Here is a 16,121-nt window from a genome sequence, read left to right as displayed (position 1 = left end):
TATTATAAGTTAATTAATCATTAATAAGTTTTTGTTTTATCTTTGAAAGAACACCATTTATAAACCGGCTGGATTGGTCGTCGCCGTATATTTTAGCTATTTCAATAGCTTCATCTAAAATAACATTTTCCGGAACATCATTTTGCGCGAATTTTAATTCATAAACAGCTATTCTTAGCAAGTTTCTATCAACGGTTGCCAAACGATCAATTGACCATTTTTCAAGATTTTCTTTAATCAGCAGATCAATATCATTTTTTTGTTCGACTACTCCTGTAACGAGCATTGTTAGATATTCGTCGCCTGCCTCTCCTTCTAGAACATGTTCAATTGCTGAAGATGGTTCGGTATTACTAACATCGATTTGAAAAAGTGCCTGTAACGCTTTTTCCCTTGCGGTTCTTCTTTTCATTATACCGTTAACTCCTTTAGAGATAATAAATTAATTTTGTCTATTTTTCGTACATGATGATGGGCATTTGTCGAGTATAAACTTACGTTTAATTCCGGATTTGACGGAAAATTTTAAAGTAGTCTTATTGTTTTGCACATAAAAAGATAATAGCATAACTAAAAATGATTCGCACTGTACAAACGATATTTTTTTCTTGTTAAGTTACTATTTTATTATAAGGAAATAAGAAAACCAAAGGAGATACATCCTTTGGTTTTTACATTTTATAGTTCTTGTTCAATTTCCGGTTCATGTTTCTGATTTTCAAATTGTATGCCCACCACGTGTATGTTCACTTCTTCAGCATCCAATGCTGTCATATTGAGCAATGCTTGACGAATGTTATCCTGTATTCTTCCTGCAACACTTGGAATAGAGACACCGAATTTCATTAAGCAGTATACATCAACTTTAATTCCTGACTCTGTTAATTCTACTTTAACGCCCTTACCATGGTTCTTTTTCCCTAATCGTTCCACCACACCAGTTGCAAAATTACCGCGCATGCCCGCTACACCTTCCACTTCGGACGCTGCAATACCGGCAATTACTTCAATAACTTCCGGGGCAATTTCTACTTTTCCAAGACCATTATTTCCTTGATCCATTTCCAAGACACTGTACTCGCTCATAAAGAACACCTCCAGATTTTAAATAGACTTCATCACATCATGCAATTCAAGAAACTTCGTATTGAATTGTCCTTCAACGAATTTTTCATGTTCCAGCAGTTTCAAATGAAACGGAATGGTTGTATGAATGCCTTCGATAACAAATTCACTTAGTGCACGCTTCATTCTTGATATTGCTTCTTCTCTGCTATTGCCGTATGTGATGACTTTCGCAATCATGGAATCATAGTAAGGCGGAATTATATATCCCGGATATGCTGCAGAATCGATTCGTACTCCTAATCCACCTGGCGGCAAATACATATGAATCTTTCCTGCTGATGGCATGAAGTTCTTTTCTGGATTTTCAGCATTGATTCTACACTCAATTGCCCATCCTGTAAACGTAACATCCTTTTGATTTAGCGTTAATCTTTCACCGGAAGCAACACGAATTTGCTCTTTAACAAGGTCAATACCAGTGACCAATTCAGTTACAGGATGCTCCACCTGAATCCGCGTGTTCATTTCCATAAAATAAAATTTACGATTTCGGTAGTCATATATAAATTCTACCGTGCCAGCACCTGAATAATCAACTGCTTTTGCTGCTTTTACGGCAGCATTTCCCATTTCTTCACGAATTTCCCCATCTAAGGCCGGTGAAGGTGTTTCTTCAAGAAGCTTCTGAAGTCTGCGTTGAATGGAGCAATCGCGCTCCCCTAAATGGATCGTGTTTCCATAGGAGTCCGCAAGCACCTGAATTTCAACATGTCGGAAATCCTCAATATACTTCTCTATGTATACACCGGGATTTCCAAATGCCGTTAATGCTTCCTGCTGTGTTATATTGATTCCTTTTATTAATTCCTGTTCATTTTTAGCAACACGGATTCCTTTGCCTCCTCCGCCTGCCGTTGCTTTGATAATGACCGGGTACTGAATTTTACCTGCTAATTCTAATGCCTCATCAATATCATTAATGATTCCCGTAGATCCCGGTACGATAGGAACGCCTGCTTCACGCATCGTTTCTCTAGCGATGTCCTTTGTCCCCATTTTTGTGATTGCTTCAGGACTTGGACCAACAAATGTAATATTACATTCACGGCAAAGCTCTGCGAAGTCAGCGTTCTCTGCGAGGAAACCATAACCGGGGTGTATGGCATCGCAGGCTGTCAGTATAGCAACACTTATAATATTTGTGAAATTTAAATAACTGTCTTTTGATGAAGTAGGTCCAATGCAATATGCCTCATCCGCAAGCTGTACATGCAGGGCTTCACGATCAGCCTCGGAAAATACGGCAACAGATTCAATGCCCATTTCCCTGCAAGCTCGAATAATCCTGACTGCAATTTCTCCTCTGTTTGCAATTAACAGTTTTTTTATCATCCTGTTATCGCTCCTTATTCAGGCTTTACTAAAAATAAAGGCTGCCCGTATTCTACTAATTGTCCATTTTTAACAAGTACTTCAACAATTTCACCATTTACTTCTGCTTCAATTTCATTAAATAATTTCATTGCTTCAACAATACAAACGATTGAATCCTTTGATACTTGAGAGCCTGCTTTTACATACACATCAGTATCCGGAGTTGGTGAAGCATAGAAGGTCCCAACCATTGGAGAAGTAATTTTGTGTAAATTAGCTGTATCTACCTGATTATTAGTTTCTACTTTTGCTACTTCCTGTTTTGTTTCCTGCACCTGCGTAACAGGTGCGCTAGCTTGTACCGGAACTGTTTGTACAGCAGGAACTACCTCCACTGCAGCCGGTTGGAAAGCTGTCACAGTTGAAATAGCATTCTTCTTCATTTTAATTTTTGAACCTTCGTTTTCGTATACAAATTCATCGATACTGGACTGGTCAACTAATTTTATCAATTCGCGAATTTCTTGTACTTTTAACATTGAGTAACACTCCTTGTACTACTTAATTGTGACTAGCTACTAATACTATACGATAATACATTGTAAAAGTTCAATCCTATAAATCGCAAGCATTTTTTGATTGGGCTTCTTCTTTTATCTTAATAGTTTTTGTATAAAATGTGAATTTTGAAGCTTTCAATTCACTCTCAAATGTTTATTTTCTCCAGTTTTATCAGCCATTAAACAAAAAAAGGAAAGCTGAGCTTTCCTTTTTTCCACTTTCATTTATAAGCTTATTATTTGGAAGGCTGAAATTCAACTGCAACGTAATTGGTTTCACCAATTTCTTTTTTGACCTTTTGAATAATTTCATTGGCTGCTGATGGCGTTGGCTGTTTCTTAGATTTTACTGTGACTCTTACTTGTTCTCCATCTGCTCTTACAAGTGCATCTTCATAGCCCATTGTTTTAATCAAGGTTTCAAGAATTTCTTCTTTTTGGGCCGTTTGACTTAATTTTTGCATTTGATCCATTGCTTTGCTTCGTTGATCTGCAGGAATGTCAGTAGATGCTACAATTGCAGTTAAATCCGCTTTCTGTTCACTGCGCTGATCTTCAAGTTTCATACGAAGGGCTGTAAACTCATCATCACCGGCTACTTGAGAAACCGTTGTTTTTCCATCCTTGGCAACCGTTTTTGACTTGGTTTGCTGCTGATCTATTTGATCTTTGGCATTTTGTTTAACTGCTGCTAAATCATTACTTTTTTGCTCCGGAGAAGTAATGTAATAAACCGATAATACAACTACTAAACTTAACATTGTTAATAACCATACTGTTTGTTTTTTCAATAGCATTATATAATCCCCCTTCTATTTTTTAAACATAGGCGTAACGGCAACTTTATAACTTGGTACATCTAAAGCCCTTGTTACCGCTTCAACAATCATCTGTTTAACCTGTATATTTTCAGCACCTTTAGCAACAATCAATACACCTCGAATTTCGGGTTTTTTTGTTTCTAATACAATAGGAACCTCTTTATCACCACTACGGGTAATAACCACCTGTTCATCTGAAGAAGAGTCTTGTACTTTACGATGTCCACCACTTTGGTCTGTTTCCTCCGTTGTTTGCGATTTAGTATTCTTATTTTTTTCAAGAACTTGTTTATCGGTTGAATCAATGTTAACAACTACTGTTACATTGTTAACACCCAACATATCCTCAATTGCTTTCTTAAGCTGGTTCTCATATTCTTGTTCATAATCAGCAATTGTCTTATTACTAGAGTTATTTTTCATTCCAAATGCCGGTACATCACTGGAATTAGCTTGTTGGTTTTTTAAGGTTGGTATAACAGAAGCAGTTGAATCTGTTTTAAAGAGCATATTTCCCACGAGCATGCAGGCAGCCCCAATGCACAGCACAAGAATCAAGTAGTGATATTTTCCTGTTTTTTTATCGGGTTTGTTTTCCTTTATTAATAATTTTTTTAACCATGAAATAGGCCCTTGGTTTTTATCCATTTTTCTTGTCTATCCCCCCTTCAATCGAGACTTCAACTGTTTTCTCTGTTACATTCCATTTTCCCGATAGAAATGCTGCGATTTTTTCCGTTTTTTCTGTTGTTGATGCTTGTGATGGAGGAGGTGTATCTGTGTTAATGACGATTGGTTTTATTGCTTCTACTGCTTTCACTTTATTATCCGGTTGTTTCAAAAGAACCGAAACCTTTTGGAGGTTATCAGGGAATGCTTGGTCACTTTTTTCGTTAGTAGAAATATCTATTTTCGCTATTTGTAATCCGTATTTTTTCATCAACTCCTCCTCAGCACTCTTTTTCAGCTGGACAGCCATTTGTTCTAAAATATATGCATGTTGGGAGGCTTGTATTTCTTTTTTCTTTAAATCTATTGAATTTTTCATGTTTTTTTCGCCCGGTGCTTGAAAAGAAGGGATAGAAGCCAGTGTCGATTCAAAATCCTTAGATATTAATTTATAAATTGGGGTGAGAATAATAGCTATCAAAAGTAAGCCAGTAACCATTTTCGTATATTTTTGCATACTTGTATTTGGAAGGAGCATATCAATGACAGTTGCAAGCAGAATAAAAAGGATAATATTTGTTACCCACTCTTTCAAAAAATCCATTTTCTCTCACCCCTATCGCATCATCATTGTCAAATTTCCTGCGGCAACAATCACGGTTATACTTAGAAAAAACATCAGCGACACGATTCCAAGTGCTGCAAATACATAAATGACACTCTTGCTTATAATATCCAAACACGTAATAACCGGGCCGCCGCCTAATGGCTGCAGGATAGCGGCTGCAAATTTATAAATAAAGGCAATCATTAATATTTTTATCGCCGGAAAAGCCACTATGATTAAAAGGATCGCCACCCCTGCAATACCGACTGTATTTTTTAAAAGGGCAGATGCACTAACGACCGTATCTGTCGCGTCCGTAAATACCCTTCCAATAACCGGGATGAAATTACCGGTAATGAATTTAGCTGTCCTTATGGTTACACCATCCGTTACGGCAGCTGACGCCCCCTGGACCGAAATGACACCCAGGAATACTGTTAGAAAAAGCCCCATTAACCCGATACTCCAGTTTCTCAGGAGCTGTGCCAGCTGGGTCACTTTATATTGTTCTGACATGGTACTTACAATGCTGAGCAGTGCAGCTAAGAAAAGGAGAGGCAAAATAATATACTGCATAAATAAACCGCTTATATTCATTAGAAATAAAATTACCGGGTGGAAGAAAGCTGCTGAGACCAGTCCGCCGGAAGCTGCAATTAAAGCGAGCAAAAGCGGAATAAGTGCGAGCACGAATGATATCATCGACCCAATCGCTTCATTTGTATAACTTATAGCCACATGGAAACTATTAAGAGCAATTATCACCAGTACCATATAGACGATTGAATAGGCAACCTTACTAATCGTGCTTTTTTCAAACGCATTTTGCATAGATTGAAGGAACATACTGAAAATCGTTAACATAATCAGCGAGCCAAGCAATTTCCCATTTGCAACAAACTCCTGAAAAGCAAATTTTAATATCCCTTGTCCCCACTCTTTTAAAGAAAACTTTTTCTCTCCCTTGATAAAGTCATACAAGCTTCCCTTTTGGCTCTCAGGAAGGTAACCCCCATACTTATTATTGACATCAGCCCAAAATTGCTTTAAATCAGTTAAATCCATTGTTTTAAGCTGGGCATCTACCAATTGCTGCGGTGACAGAGGCGAAGAGGAGTCCTTAGTATTTTCAGCAGCTTGTACCATTGGAATATTAAAAAAAAAGAATAAGAGAATAATAATAGGAATAATCTGCAGCCTGTGCTTCATTTCTTTTCTCCACCTCTTCTTAAAAAAGGTTATCTGTTTTTAGTTTGGAATCAATTTGATGATGGTTTCAATCATAACGGTTAAAATAGGTATGGCCATGGCGAGTATCAGTATTTTACCTGCCAATTCGATTTTTGAAGCAATCGCCCCCTGCCCTGCATCCTTTGTAATTTGTGCGGCAAATTCAGCAATATAGGCAATTCCAATTATTTTAAGAATGGTTTCGACATAGACCATATTCACATTTGCATTCACAGCTAATTTTTCCAGCATATTAATAATTTCAGAAATTTTATCTACTAAAAAAAGAAAGATGGTACAGCCAACAAAAACAATCAAGAGAAAAGCAATATTTGGTTTTTGCTCCTTAACAATTAGCGCGAGAAAGGTGCCAATAAGTGCCAAACCGACTACTTTAATGATTTCAATGGCAGAGCCCCCCTTTATTGAAACAAGAATACTGATTTTATTTTTTGGAAGAGATCATCAACAATTGAGGCAACTTGAAACAATATATAAATAAACCCAAATAATGTGACCCATTGTGCGTATTCTTTTTTCCCGACCTGATCAAGGACCGTATGCAAAAACGCCACTACAATTCCCACCCCGGCTATTTTAAATATAATATCCACATCTAAGCCCATTCAATTTCCCCCTAAAATAATAAAATGATCAATAACAAACCTGATAGGAACCCGAGACTCTTTACCATTTTTTCGTACTTTGCCTGTCGATCAATAGCGTCGGCTTCTTCTCTTTCAAGATGAGTTAAAGTCAGCATGATTTGTTTTTGTTGGGAAAAGCGATCATGCCGGCCAAGGGTTTCTCCAAATTGTTTCATGATTTCAAATTCTCCTTGCTTTAAAGCTGTTAACTTCCAAACCTCTTTTAAACTATTTTCCCAGGCATCTTTTACTGTTGTTTCTGAATCGGTTAATTTCTTGGCAAAGGCTTCAAAAAACCATGAAAGGGGCTTTGAAAGCTGGGCTGCTAACCTTCTTGCCGCTTCATGTAACGGAGTATGTCCATACATGATTTCAGCTTCAAGTGATTGTAAGGCTGATCTTAACTGTCTAAGTTGTCTTGGCCGTTCACTTAAGTGCCGTGATGCCTCAAAGCCTGTCCAAGTGGTTGCGACAATAATAAATATGGCACCTATAATCTTAATCATTTATGTCACACTCACTTTATGATTCATTTCTTTACCATTTTCATCCAAAATCCGTGTGATGGTTCCAGGTCCTGCTTTCCTGCTTAAAACAACAAATCGCTCAAAAATTTGTTGGTCTAGAATTTCTTTTAAAGAAGGTCTATTCCTTATTTCCTCAAAGCTGGTCCCATGTGTAGTCATTATGAGCTTAATTCCTGCATGTACAGCCTCTTGTATTGCTTCAGCATCTTCTTTTCGGCCAATTTCATCGACAATCAAAACATCAGGGCTCATTGAGCGAATCATCATCATCATCCCCTCCGCCTTAGGGCATGCATCAAGTACATCCAGCCGATGTCCAAAGGTTAATTGAGGTACACCATTTACACATCCTGCAATTTCAGAACGCTCATCCACAATGCCGACTTTACTTGCCTGTATCCCGTTTTTCATGTTCCCCGTTGAAATGATTCTTGCGAGATCACGCAAAAGTGTTGTTTTCCCCGTTTGCGGCGGTCCGATCACCATTGTATGCAGCCAAATGCCTTTAAAAACAAATGGGATAATTGGTTCGGCAATTCCAACCTTTTCTCTGGCAATACGGATATTAAAAGAAGAAACATCCCGAATTGCTTTGACCTTGCCCGCCTCAAGAATGACCTTGCCTGCAAGCCCAATCCGATGACCTCCGGAAACGGTGATAAACCCTTGCTTGAGTTCTTCCTCAAGAGTATAAATGGAGAAATGGCTTATTTTATTCATTAAATTGAAAGCATCCTCAGGTTGAATAATATAAGATAAGAACCTGGGAGCCCCCTTTAACGTTATCTCAATCGGTCGATTAATCCGTATTCGAATTTCTTCTAACTCATCTTTTTGATTAGGAGGGATTTGTTCGATTAGGGCGGCAATATTTTTGGGCAAAAAGTTTAAAATGGTTTCCACAAAGCTTCCTCCTTGTTGTTGCTTGTCTCATTATTTAAAATGTATGCCTATCTTGACACAATATGACTTTCAATTCCTTCAACTCTTTCAAAATATGTATTTATTCTATTTTTTTATTATTAATAGAACTAATATTTAAGAACATTTCTTCCAATAGAGCCGTATTCTATATTAAGAAAGATGTATGGAGGGAGAAATGAAAAGTGTATGGATTCCAGCCGCACAGCCCAAATGGACAGCCTCGTAAGGGTCAATTAATCAAAGTAAGTGGTGAAGCGGAATTAGCGATTAAACCTGACTCCGCTTCAGTAAACCTTGGGGTGATTTCGGAGAAAAAAGAACTGATTTCAGCACAGCAACAGAATTCTCTTGAAGTGACAAAGGTGATTAATTCTCTTTTATCACTGGGGATAGCAAAAGATCATTTGCAAACATTTGATTACCGAATTGAATCAGATTATGATTTTGAACAAGGGAAACAAATTTTTAGAGGGTATAAAGTAACCCATATTTTGCAAGTTAAAATAGAAGATCTATCAATGATTGGAAAAATCGTTGATACAGCGGTTCAGAACGGAGTAAACTATGTCGCAAATGTTCAATTTACAGCTAAAAACAAAGATACCTTTTACCAACAGGCATTAGCACTCTCATTAAATAATGCAATTGAAAAAGCAAAAACAATCGCAAAAACGCTAAACGTCACGTTAATTCCAACTCCAACTTTGGTTATGGAAGGGGGCTATAACGTTCAACCCATTTATCATCAACCCGGAACATTCGTCAAAGGGATTAGCTCGACTCAATTTGAGCCAGGGCAGATTCTCGTCAAAGCAAGTGTTACTGCAGAGTTTCATTATAGAGCAGCCTTTTAACCTATAGAAAAAGGATTGAACCATTTATGCCGGGCTCAATCCTTTTTCTATACATTTATTTATTCATATTTTTTTGCATAATTATATAGCTGCATTTCAGTAAGCGGTCCATTATAATGCACTCTAATTACACCTTGCTTATCAACAACAAAGGTTTCCGGCTGCCCGGTAACATTAAACAATTTTGAAACTTTGGCATTATAATCAAATAAATAAGTTGCAGGAGTATTATACTTCTTAAGGAATTGTTTTACCCGATCCTTCGTTTCACCTCTGTTGATCATAATTAGCTTGTATTTATCTCCGTAATCTTTTCCAAATGACTCCAGCTCAGGTGCTTCATCCTTACATGGTGCACACCAGGTTGCATAATAATTTATCACAACCACTTGGCCTTTAAAATCCGAGAGCTTTGTATTGCTGCCGTCCAGGTTTGGGAGTTTAAAATTATAAGCTTTATCACCAACATCCGTATGTTTAGCCTTACTAACTAAACTGTAGGCAAAAAAACTAAACATTCCGACCAATAGAACTAACACGAGTAATCTAACAACTCGTAAATTCATCGTAGTACCTCCTGACACATGAAGTAACAAGACCAGTAACAAGACCTTTTAATAATAAACAGGCCTATTTCGATTGTTTATTTTTCCAGTTGTTTTAAGAATTCAATTTCCTTTTTTAGCTTTGTATGACGCTTTCCAATGATTAATAGATAGCCAAAAATCACTAACCAAGCAACTGAATAAGCTCCATAAACGAATCCCATTATAATCTCCCCCTATTTTTCCAAGCTTTCGCGCAGTTTTTCTTTATACTGATCTACTTTAATTCTCATATTTTCAAAAGAAACTCCTTTTTGAAGGAAATAAGTATATAGTAGCGTTAATGCAACAATGGTCGCTAACAGGGCAACCATCATGTTCCCTTCAATTCCGCCGCCTGTCTGAGAAACACCTTTACCAAATACGATTGGATGGAATTTAGTTTGCCACCAACGAATGGCAAAGAATACAATTGGAACGTCAGCAAAACCGAGAATTCCAAATACAGCTGCAAGTCTTGCCTTTTTATCCCAAACTCCATCCATCTGACGAATCATAATATAAGCCATATAGATGAACCAAAGGATAAGAGTCGTAATTAACCGCGGTTCCCATACCCACCATGTATTCCAGGAGGATTTCGCCCAGATAGGACCTGTTGTTAATACAATAGTAGTAAAGACTACACCTATTTCTGCAGACACAAAAGCATAGGTGTCAAAAATTCTTTTCCGATTTACTAGATATAAAATACTGTAGATAAATGTTACAAAGAATGCTAAAAATGCACACCATGCAGAGCTGACATGAATATAAAAGATTTTTTGGACAACACCCATCGTTTTCTCAATGTGTGCATACATAAAGATTAGGTAAATAGCCGCCATTATGGCGACTACGGTCGCACCAAACAATATTTTTGTTTGTCTTGGAGCATTTGTTTGTTCGGATTCCAAAATAGGTAACGCAGCTTGCTCTCGTTCGAGATTCATACTCATCTCCTAAACCTCCAGCACATATTCAATTAATAAAAAACAAAGAACAAAAAAGATCACATCATAGGCAGTGACCAATTGAACCCACGCCAATGCACTTGATAATTTTTCTATATTCGTTAAAATGATCCTGGTCGCCTGGACAACTCCAATTAAGATAGGGCTTGTGATCGGAAATAGTAGTAACGGAAGAAGCATTTCACTGCTTTTAGAATTAGCGGCCAGGGCTGCTAAAAACGTACCGATCCCGATAAAGCCAAAGCTCCCGATAAATAGTACTAAAATGAAATACTGAATACCGCCAAGAACTTGGAAATTAAATAATAAGAATAAAAACGGTATTGAAACAATTTCTACTATTAATATCATTGCGAAATTGGCCATAAACTTACCTAAAAAGATGCTGGATGCATCCATAGGCGCTACCAATAATCCTTGCATCGTTTCATTTCGTTGCTCCGATATAAATGAGCGATTAAGCCCTAAAATACCCGAGAATACAATGATGACCCAAATTACCCCAGGTATAACTGCTCTTGTGGTATTGTTAGCAGGATCAAAGGCAAAACTGAACACCAATATAACCAGCCCGGCAAAAATAATCATCGTTACTAAAATTTGTTTCGTTTTAAGTTCTGATAATAAATCTTTCTTGGCCAGTAAGAGGGCTGTTCTAAGCATTGTTATGATACTCCCTCCGTTTGTAACTGATATTTTTCAGAAACATAACCTAAATCACGGTCTTCAATATTAAAATCATCAACAATCTTTCCATTTTTCACAATAATGATTCGGTCACAGATTTCAGCCGCTTGTTTGAAATCATGGGTAACCATTAAGGTCGTTGTGCCTTTTTCCTTCATGGTAAGGATTACATTGTTTAAAATTGCAATCGCGCCTTGATCCAATCCTGTATGAGGTTCATCTAATAACAAAACCTCCGGTTCATGAATTATGGCGCGCGCAATGGCGATTCTTTGAATCATTCCGCGTGAAAAATTCTTTACGGGTTCATTTAAAAAGAAGGATAAGCCTACTTCTTTAACAAGCTCAACTGCTCTTTTTTCAACATTAGTAATTCCATATACATTTCCAAAGAAAACAAGGTTTTCTAATGGAGAATAATGATCATACAGTAAGCTGGAATGGGGTAAATAACCTAATTTTTTTTTTATTTTTAGGTGCTCTTTTTTTAAATCCATACCATTAATCTTAACTAGACCGGATGTGGGCTTAATAAGGCTTGCAAGCACCTTCAAAAGAGTGCTTTTTCCTGCACCGTTTGGCCCTAGAATGGCTACCGTTTCTCCTTTTTTAATTGAGAGGTCGATACCACGTAAAATTAACTTATTGTCTGCTTGTTTAATAAGCCTTTTTATTTCAATCATCTGCAGTCCCTCCCTTCCCGGCTTTATTCGATAAATTTCCTTAATTTCAATTTCACTTGCACTAGATGGTGTTTATAAGCATCGAGCTTTGCATGATATTCATTTTCCGTCAATTCACCATTACCCAGTGTCTCTTCCAACTCGATGATTTTATCCATAATCGCTTTTTGTTTTGCTATAAGAAGCTTAAACGCTTTTTCATCTTTGTCTGCTTCAATTCTTTCTTCTTCCAATTTTGCTTTCCTTCTAAAGTAAGCATAATAAGAAATTCCGGAAATAATCATAGCTAACAAGACAATCAAGAAGATATGTGGATTGAAGCTGTGCAATGGTGATTGTTCCCACATCCGTATATGTCCGGGGTTATGGAAAGCCGGTGCTGACCTTGTAACAGATCCACTCTTTGCACTATCGCTTGTTGTATCTGTTTTTTTCGTATTTTCAGCTGCGGGCAGTTTGTCTTTGTTATACTCAAGAGTAAAGGGTTTGTTTACATGAATACCTTCGACGCTATACTCCCAATAATTTTTGTTGTCAAAATTATAGAGTCCTTGATTGGAAGATTCTACTCCCTTAAACTCTACACTCCCCATTCCATCCGGAACGAGCACCTGCATAATTTGGACAGGATAATCGAATTTGAGATTAATAACTTTCCCCATTGATATTCTATAGCTGTATTGCAAGCCAACGCTTTTATTTCCCGGAATAGGCTCGGTTGTAATAAACCCTGTATCTGTCTTTTTAAACGCAATCTTACTATCTAAAATAGAAAGGTTTGTAGCATCAGCAGGCAGGGATACCTTTAAAACACCTTCGTCATTTCCGTCGCCTTTATATTCTTCTGAACCTGTATTCGTATAGTCCGCCATGGTCGAAATATTGGTTGAACCATCCTCTGCTGTGGTAACAACCAGGTAGTTCATATCAATTGTAACCTTTGAATTAGAAGCTGCTGATTCGTTTATCGGGATTAGCAACATCAGTCCAAGGAAAAGAAGGATGATTTTCCTGATCACTTTCCTTCCCCCTTTTTCTTTAAAAGCTCACGCATTTGCTCTTCAATTTCCCGTTCCACATCAGCCAATAAATCTTTATCAACATGAGCATCTCCCATCTGCTCATCTTCCTTCATCATGAGCGCCACTTGCGACTCATATTGTTTCTTAAGATTTTTATAGTCTGCAGATGATATTTTATCCATTTTGTACTCGAACTCTAATTCATTAAGAGTTGTCAAGAGAGCCTCTTTAGTCCCAACTAAATCTTGACCCTTACTACTAAAATTTAAATACGAATCCCACTTAAAAAAAGGTATCAGGATAAGAAATAGGCACAAGAGCGCAAGAACAGCTGTAAAAATCATTGAAATAATTGAAATATCATGCATTTTGTTCACATCCTAAAGATACTTTTTACGTTCTTCATCAATCATGGAAGAAAGGATTTCGCCTTCTACCACATCCTTGGAGATTTCATCGTCCAGCGTAATTTCATCTATTCCTTTCTTCTTTACCCATTTACGAATGACAAAGAACAACGAAGCAGCTGCAAGTCCTAATACTACAAATGGCAGAACCCATGCCGTTAAGCTAAATCCGCTTTTTTCAGGAGCTGTCAAAATCTCTTCCCCATAAATATTGACGTAGTAATCGCGAATTTTGTTCTTATCCCAGCCCTTATTCATCATCGAAACCAGGTCCTGTTTAAAAGACTTCGTCAGGCTGCATGTATTAGGATCACATTCGTAATGATCCTGTCCACATCCGCATGTACAATTAAATTGAGAAGCAACTGCTTTGAATTCCGCAGATTTATAGTCAATTTGCTTAGCTTCTACCGAAAAGAATGAAGCTTGAAAAATAAACGCGATCATGAGCAGCCCAAAATAAAATTTACTCTTCACGTCAAGACACCTCTTTGCTTACTCCTGTGTATCTTGGAGTGATATTTTGATATTTTCCTTTCCAGACTGCAAAAAGTGAACCGATAACAATCATGAAAGAACCAATCCATAACCAGTCCATCATTGGATTTACTTTCACAACAAATGTTGCCTTTCCATCATTTTCCCAAGCACTCAATACAATGTATAAATCCTCTTTCAACGATGAGATGATCGCTACTTCTGATGATGGCTCAGCATCTGTGTTCCCGTAAAATATTTTTTTAGGTTCATAGGAGCCAATTCGTTTACCATCTTTAAAAACGGTTACATCAGCATAAACGATGTCATTTGTACCTTCTTTTTTCTGATCAAGGCGCTCATAATTAATCCGATATGCGCCAATATCGATTGATTGACCTAAACTAACCGTTTTCATTGTTTGCAGGTCATAGTTTTGTGAACCAATAATTCCCATTGTTATAAATGCAATCCCAAGGTGAACTAAGTAGCCGCCATATCGACGGCGATTTTTAACCATTAATCGGTACAAAGCATTGAATGCGCTTTCGCCGGTCATTTTTCTTCTTGCCTTTACGCCTCTATAAAACTCTAAGAAATGAGTGATAAATAATAGAATAATAACTCCATATCCAATTACCGCCCATGCTTTTTGGATTCCAAGAACAACCATCAACACCATACCAGCGACAGCCAGAATGGCTGGAATTAAGAAGTTTTTCTTAAGATTTTTTAAGGTTGATCGCTGCCAGGCAAGCATTGGACATACAGCCATAACAAACATCATCGATAAGAGTATAGGTGCTTCTACAGTATTAAAGAATGGAATCCCAACAGTTACTTTCGTGCCGCGAACAGCCTCAGAAACAAGTGGAAAAATTGTACCCCAGAATACAGCAAATGCAGCCCCTACTAGTAAAAGATTGTTGAATAAAAAACTGCTTTCTTTTGAAATAAACGACTGGAACTCTCCTGCGCTTCGTTTAAGCAGGTTATACCGGCTCATTACAACATATAGTGAGCCAATTACCGCAACACCCATGAATATTAAGAAGTATAATCCTAAATTCGAATTAGCGAATGCATGAACAGATGTTAGAACACCGCTTCGTACAAGGAAGGTACCAAATAAGGTGAGTGCGTAAGAAACAATAATTAAGCTGATATTCCATATCTTCAACATATTTTTCCGTTCTTGTATCATAACGGAGTGCAAGAATGCTGTAGCTGTTAACCAAGGCATAAATGAGGCATTTTCAACTGGATCCCATGCCCAGTATCCTCCCCATCCAAGTTCTACATAAGCCCATTGGGCACCAAAGATATTACCAAGACTTAAAAATAACCAAGCAACAATTGTCCATCGTCTAGTCATTTTAATCCAAAAATCATCAACGTTTTTCAAAATTAGTGCGGCCATTGCAAAAGCAAATGGCACTGAAAGACCCACATATCCAAGATATAACGTGACGGGGTGTATAATCATCCCGGGGTTTTGGAGCATTGGATTTAGGCCTCTGCCTTCAGCAGGAACGCTGCTTAAAACTGCAAATGGTTTTGCCACAAAGCCAAGAATGAAAAAGAAGAAAACCGCATTGGCTAGAAGAATAGCAGCTATATACGGAACCATCGGGTTTCCTTTCATTTTTCTTGAAAAAGCAACCATAATTGCGTATAGCGTTAGGAAAAATGTCCATAAAAGCAATGAACCGGCATTCCCTGCCCAAAGGGCTGTAAATTTATAAATAATTGGAAGCTCACTGCTTGTATAATCCGTTACATACTGGTATTGAAATTGTGATGTTGCTAAAAGATAAAACAATGAAAGCATCGCTAAGGCTGCACAAACAAAAAGTGCAATCATTCCACCTTTGCCACTGTTTACATATTTTTGCTTCTTCGTACTGATCCCGTAAGTCATCACCAGGAGCGAATAAATTGCAACGGCTAAGCCTATATAAATTGTTGCGTTAGCAAATAAATACATCTCGTCACCCTCTTATAGA

Annotated in this window: 22 protein-coding genes; 1 reads left to right on the top strand and 21 read right to left on the bottom strand. The window is 37.5% G+C overall.

The annotated features are described in order from the left end of the window. Positions 1-13 precede the first annotated feature (13 nt). From nusB to spoIIIAA, 12 genes are all read right to left on the bottom strand, one after another. Complete coding sequence (gene nusB, locus AC3ANV_RS07905) at positions 14-412, bottom strand: transcription antitermination factor NusB (protein ID WP_488313080.1); 399 nt, start codon at positions 410-412, stop codon at positions 14-16. Between the two features lie 266 nt (positions 413-678). Then, the gene (locus AC3ANV_RS07900; protein ID WP_488313079.1) at positions 679-1,086 is read right to left on the bottom strand and encodes an Asp23/Gls24 family envelope stress response protein; all 408 of its coding nucleotides are present in this window, start codon (positions 1,084-1,086) and stop codon (positions 679-681) included. An 18-nt stretch (positions 1,087-1,104) separates the two neighbouring features. Continuing rightward, complete coding sequence (gene accC, locus AC3ANV_RS07895) at positions 1,105-2,460, bottom strand: acetyl-CoA carboxylase biotin carboxylase subunit (protein WP_488313078.1); 1,356 nt, start codon at positions 2,458-2,460, stop codon at positions 1,105-1,107. Positions 2,461-2,474: 14 nt separating this feature from the next. Beyond that, positions 2,475-2,981: an acetyl-CoA carboxylase biotin carboxyl carrier protein gene (gene accB, locus AC3ANV_RS07890; RefSeq protein ID WP_488313077.1), complete on the bottom strand. Its 507-nt coding sequence runs from the start codon at positions 2,979-2,981 to the stop codon at positions 2,475-2,477. A 257-nt stretch (positions 2,982-3,238) separates the two neighbouring features. Further along, positions 3,239-3,799 carry a SpoIIIAH-like family protein gene (locus tag AC3ANV_RS07885; protein ID WP_488313076.1) on the bottom strand — a complete coding sequence of 187 codons (561 nt, stop codon included), beginning with the start codon at positions 3,797-3,799 and terminating at the stop codon, positions 3,239-3,241. Positions 3,800-3,814: 15 nt separating this feature from the next. Then, the gene (gene spoIIIAG / locus AC3ANV_RS07880) at positions 3,815-4,471 is read right to left on the bottom strand and encodes a stage III sporulation protein AG (RefSeq protein ID WP_488313075.1); all 657 of its coding nucleotides are present in this window, start codon (positions 4,469-4,471) and stop codon (positions 3,815-3,817) included. Further along, positions 4,464-5,096, bottom strand: a complete 633-nt coding sequence (spoIIIAF, locus tag AC3ANV_RS07875) for a stage III sporulation protein AF (RefSeq protein ID WP_488313074.1) — start codon at positions 5,094-5,096, stop codon at positions 4,464-4,466. Before spoIIIAF ends, spoIIIAG begins: the two co-directional genes overlap by 8 nt. A 12-nt stretch (positions 5,097-5,108) precedes the next feature. Then, positions 5,109-6,308, bottom strand: a complete 1,200-nt coding sequence (gene spoIIIAE, locus AC3ANV_RS07870) for a stage III sporulation protein AE (protein WP_488313073.1) — start codon at positions 6,306-6,308, stop codon at positions 5,109-5,111. Positions 6,309-6,347: 39 nt separating this feature from the next. Beyond that, a complete protein-coding gene (spoIIIAD, locus tag AC3ANV_RS07865; RefSeq protein ID WP_488314162.1) occupies positions 6,348-6,737 on the bottom strand; it encodes a stage III sporulation protein AD in 390 nt (129 codons plus the stop codon). A 14-nt stretch (positions 6,738-6,751) separates the two neighbouring features. Beyond that, a complete protein-coding gene (gene spoIIIAC / locus AC3ANV_RS07860) occupies positions 6,752-6,955 on the bottom strand; it encodes a stage III sporulation protein AC (RefSeq protein WP_173070597.1) in 204 nt (67 codons plus the stop codon). Between the two features lie 11 nt (positions 6,956-6,966). Then, complete coding sequence (gene spoIIIAB, locus AC3ANV_RS07855; RefSeq protein ID WP_488313072.1) at positions 6,967-7,482, bottom strand: stage III sporulation protein SpoIIIAB; 516 nt, start codon at positions 7,480-7,482, stop codon at positions 6,967-6,969. After that, positions 7,483-8,406, bottom strand: a complete 924-nt coding sequence (gene spoIIIAA, locus AC3ANV_RS07850) for a stage III sporulation protein AA (protein WP_488313071.1) — start codon at positions 8,404-8,406, stop codon at positions 7,483-7,485. A gap of 203 nt (positions 8,407-8,609) precedes the next feature. On the opposite strand from spoIIIAA, the gene AC3ANV_RS07845 reads away from it, so the two are divergent. Next, a complete protein-coding gene (locus AC3ANV_RS07845) occupies positions 8,610-9,281 on the top strand; it encodes an SIMPL domain-containing protein (protein ID WP_488313070.1) in 672 nt (223 codons plus the stop codon). Positions 9,282-9,340: 59 nt separating this feature from the next. Here AC3ANV_RS07845 and AC3ANV_RS07840 read toward each other — a convergent pair whose 3' ends face one another. From AC3ANV_RS07840 to AC3ANV_RS07800, 9 genes are all read right to left on the bottom strand, one after another. Next, positions 9,341-9,847, bottom strand: coding sequence for a TlpA family protein disulfide reductase (locus tag AC3ANV_RS07840; RefSeq protein ID WP_488313069.1), 507 nt, complete (start codon positions 9,845-9,847; stop codon positions 9,341-9,343). 77 nt (positions 9,848-9,924) lie between these two features. Further along, complete coding sequence (locus tag AC3ANV_RS07835) at positions 9,925-10,050, bottom strand: CcmD family protein (RefSeq protein WP_488313068.1); 126 nt, start codon at positions 10,048-10,050, stop codon at positions 9,925-9,927. A gap of 12 nt (positions 10,051-10,062) precedes the next feature. Continuing rightward, positions 10,063-10,824: a cytochrome c biogenesis protein gene (locus tag AC3ANV_RS07830; protein ID WP_488313067.1), complete on the bottom strand. Its 762-nt coding sequence runs from the start codon at positions 10,822-10,824 to the stop codon at positions 10,063-10,065. A 3-nt stretch (positions 10,825-10,827) separates the two neighbouring features. Then, positions 10,828-11,502, bottom strand: a complete 675-nt coding sequence (locus AC3ANV_RS07825; protein WP_488313066.1) for a heme exporter protein CcmB — start codon at positions 11,500-11,502, stop codon at positions 10,828-10,830. Positions 11,503-11,504: 2 nt separating this feature from the next. Next, positions 11,505-12,209 carry a heme ABC exporter ATP-binding protein CcmA gene (ccmA, locus tag AC3ANV_RS07820; protein ID WP_488313065.1) on the bottom strand — a complete coding sequence of 235 codons (705 nt, stop codon included), beginning with the start codon at positions 12,207-12,209 and terminating at the stop codon, positions 11,505-11,507. Positions 12,210-12,232: 23 nt separating this feature from the next. Beyond that, positions 12,233-13,228, bottom strand: a complete 996-nt coding sequence (locus AC3ANV_RS07815) for a hypothetical protein (RefSeq protein ID WP_488313064.1) — start codon at positions 13,226-13,228, stop codon at positions 12,233-12,235. Then, the gene (locus AC3ANV_RS07810; RefSeq protein WP_488313063.1) at positions 13,225-13,599 is read right to left on the bottom strand and encodes a hypothetical protein; all 375 of its coding nucleotides are present in this window, start codon (positions 13,597-13,599) and stop codon (positions 13,225-13,227) included. The genes AC3ANV_RS07815 and AC3ANV_RS07810 overlap by 4 nt, the downstream gene beginning before the upstream one ends. Before the next feature lie 12 nt (positions 13,600-13,611). Then, the gene (locus AC3ANV_RS07805; RefSeq protein ID WP_488313062.1) at positions 13,612-14,115 is read right to left on the bottom strand and encodes a cytochrome c-type biogenesis protein; all 504 of its coding nucleotides are present in this window, start codon (positions 14,113-14,115) and stop codon (positions 13,612-13,614) included. 1 nt (position 14,116) lies between these two features. Continuing rightward, positions 14,117-16,102 (bottom strand): heme lyase CcmF/NrfE family subunit, encoded by a 1,986-nt coding sequence (locus AC3ANV_RS07800; RefSeq protein ID WP_488313061.1) that lies wholly within the window; start codon positions 16,100-16,102, stop codon positions 14,117-14,119. Positions 16,103-16,121: the final 19 nt, after the last annotated feature.

Source organism: Neobacillus sp. DFD-2R (assembly GCF_057747865.1).
This window is presented reverse-complemented; position numbering and strand designations above follow the sequence as displayed.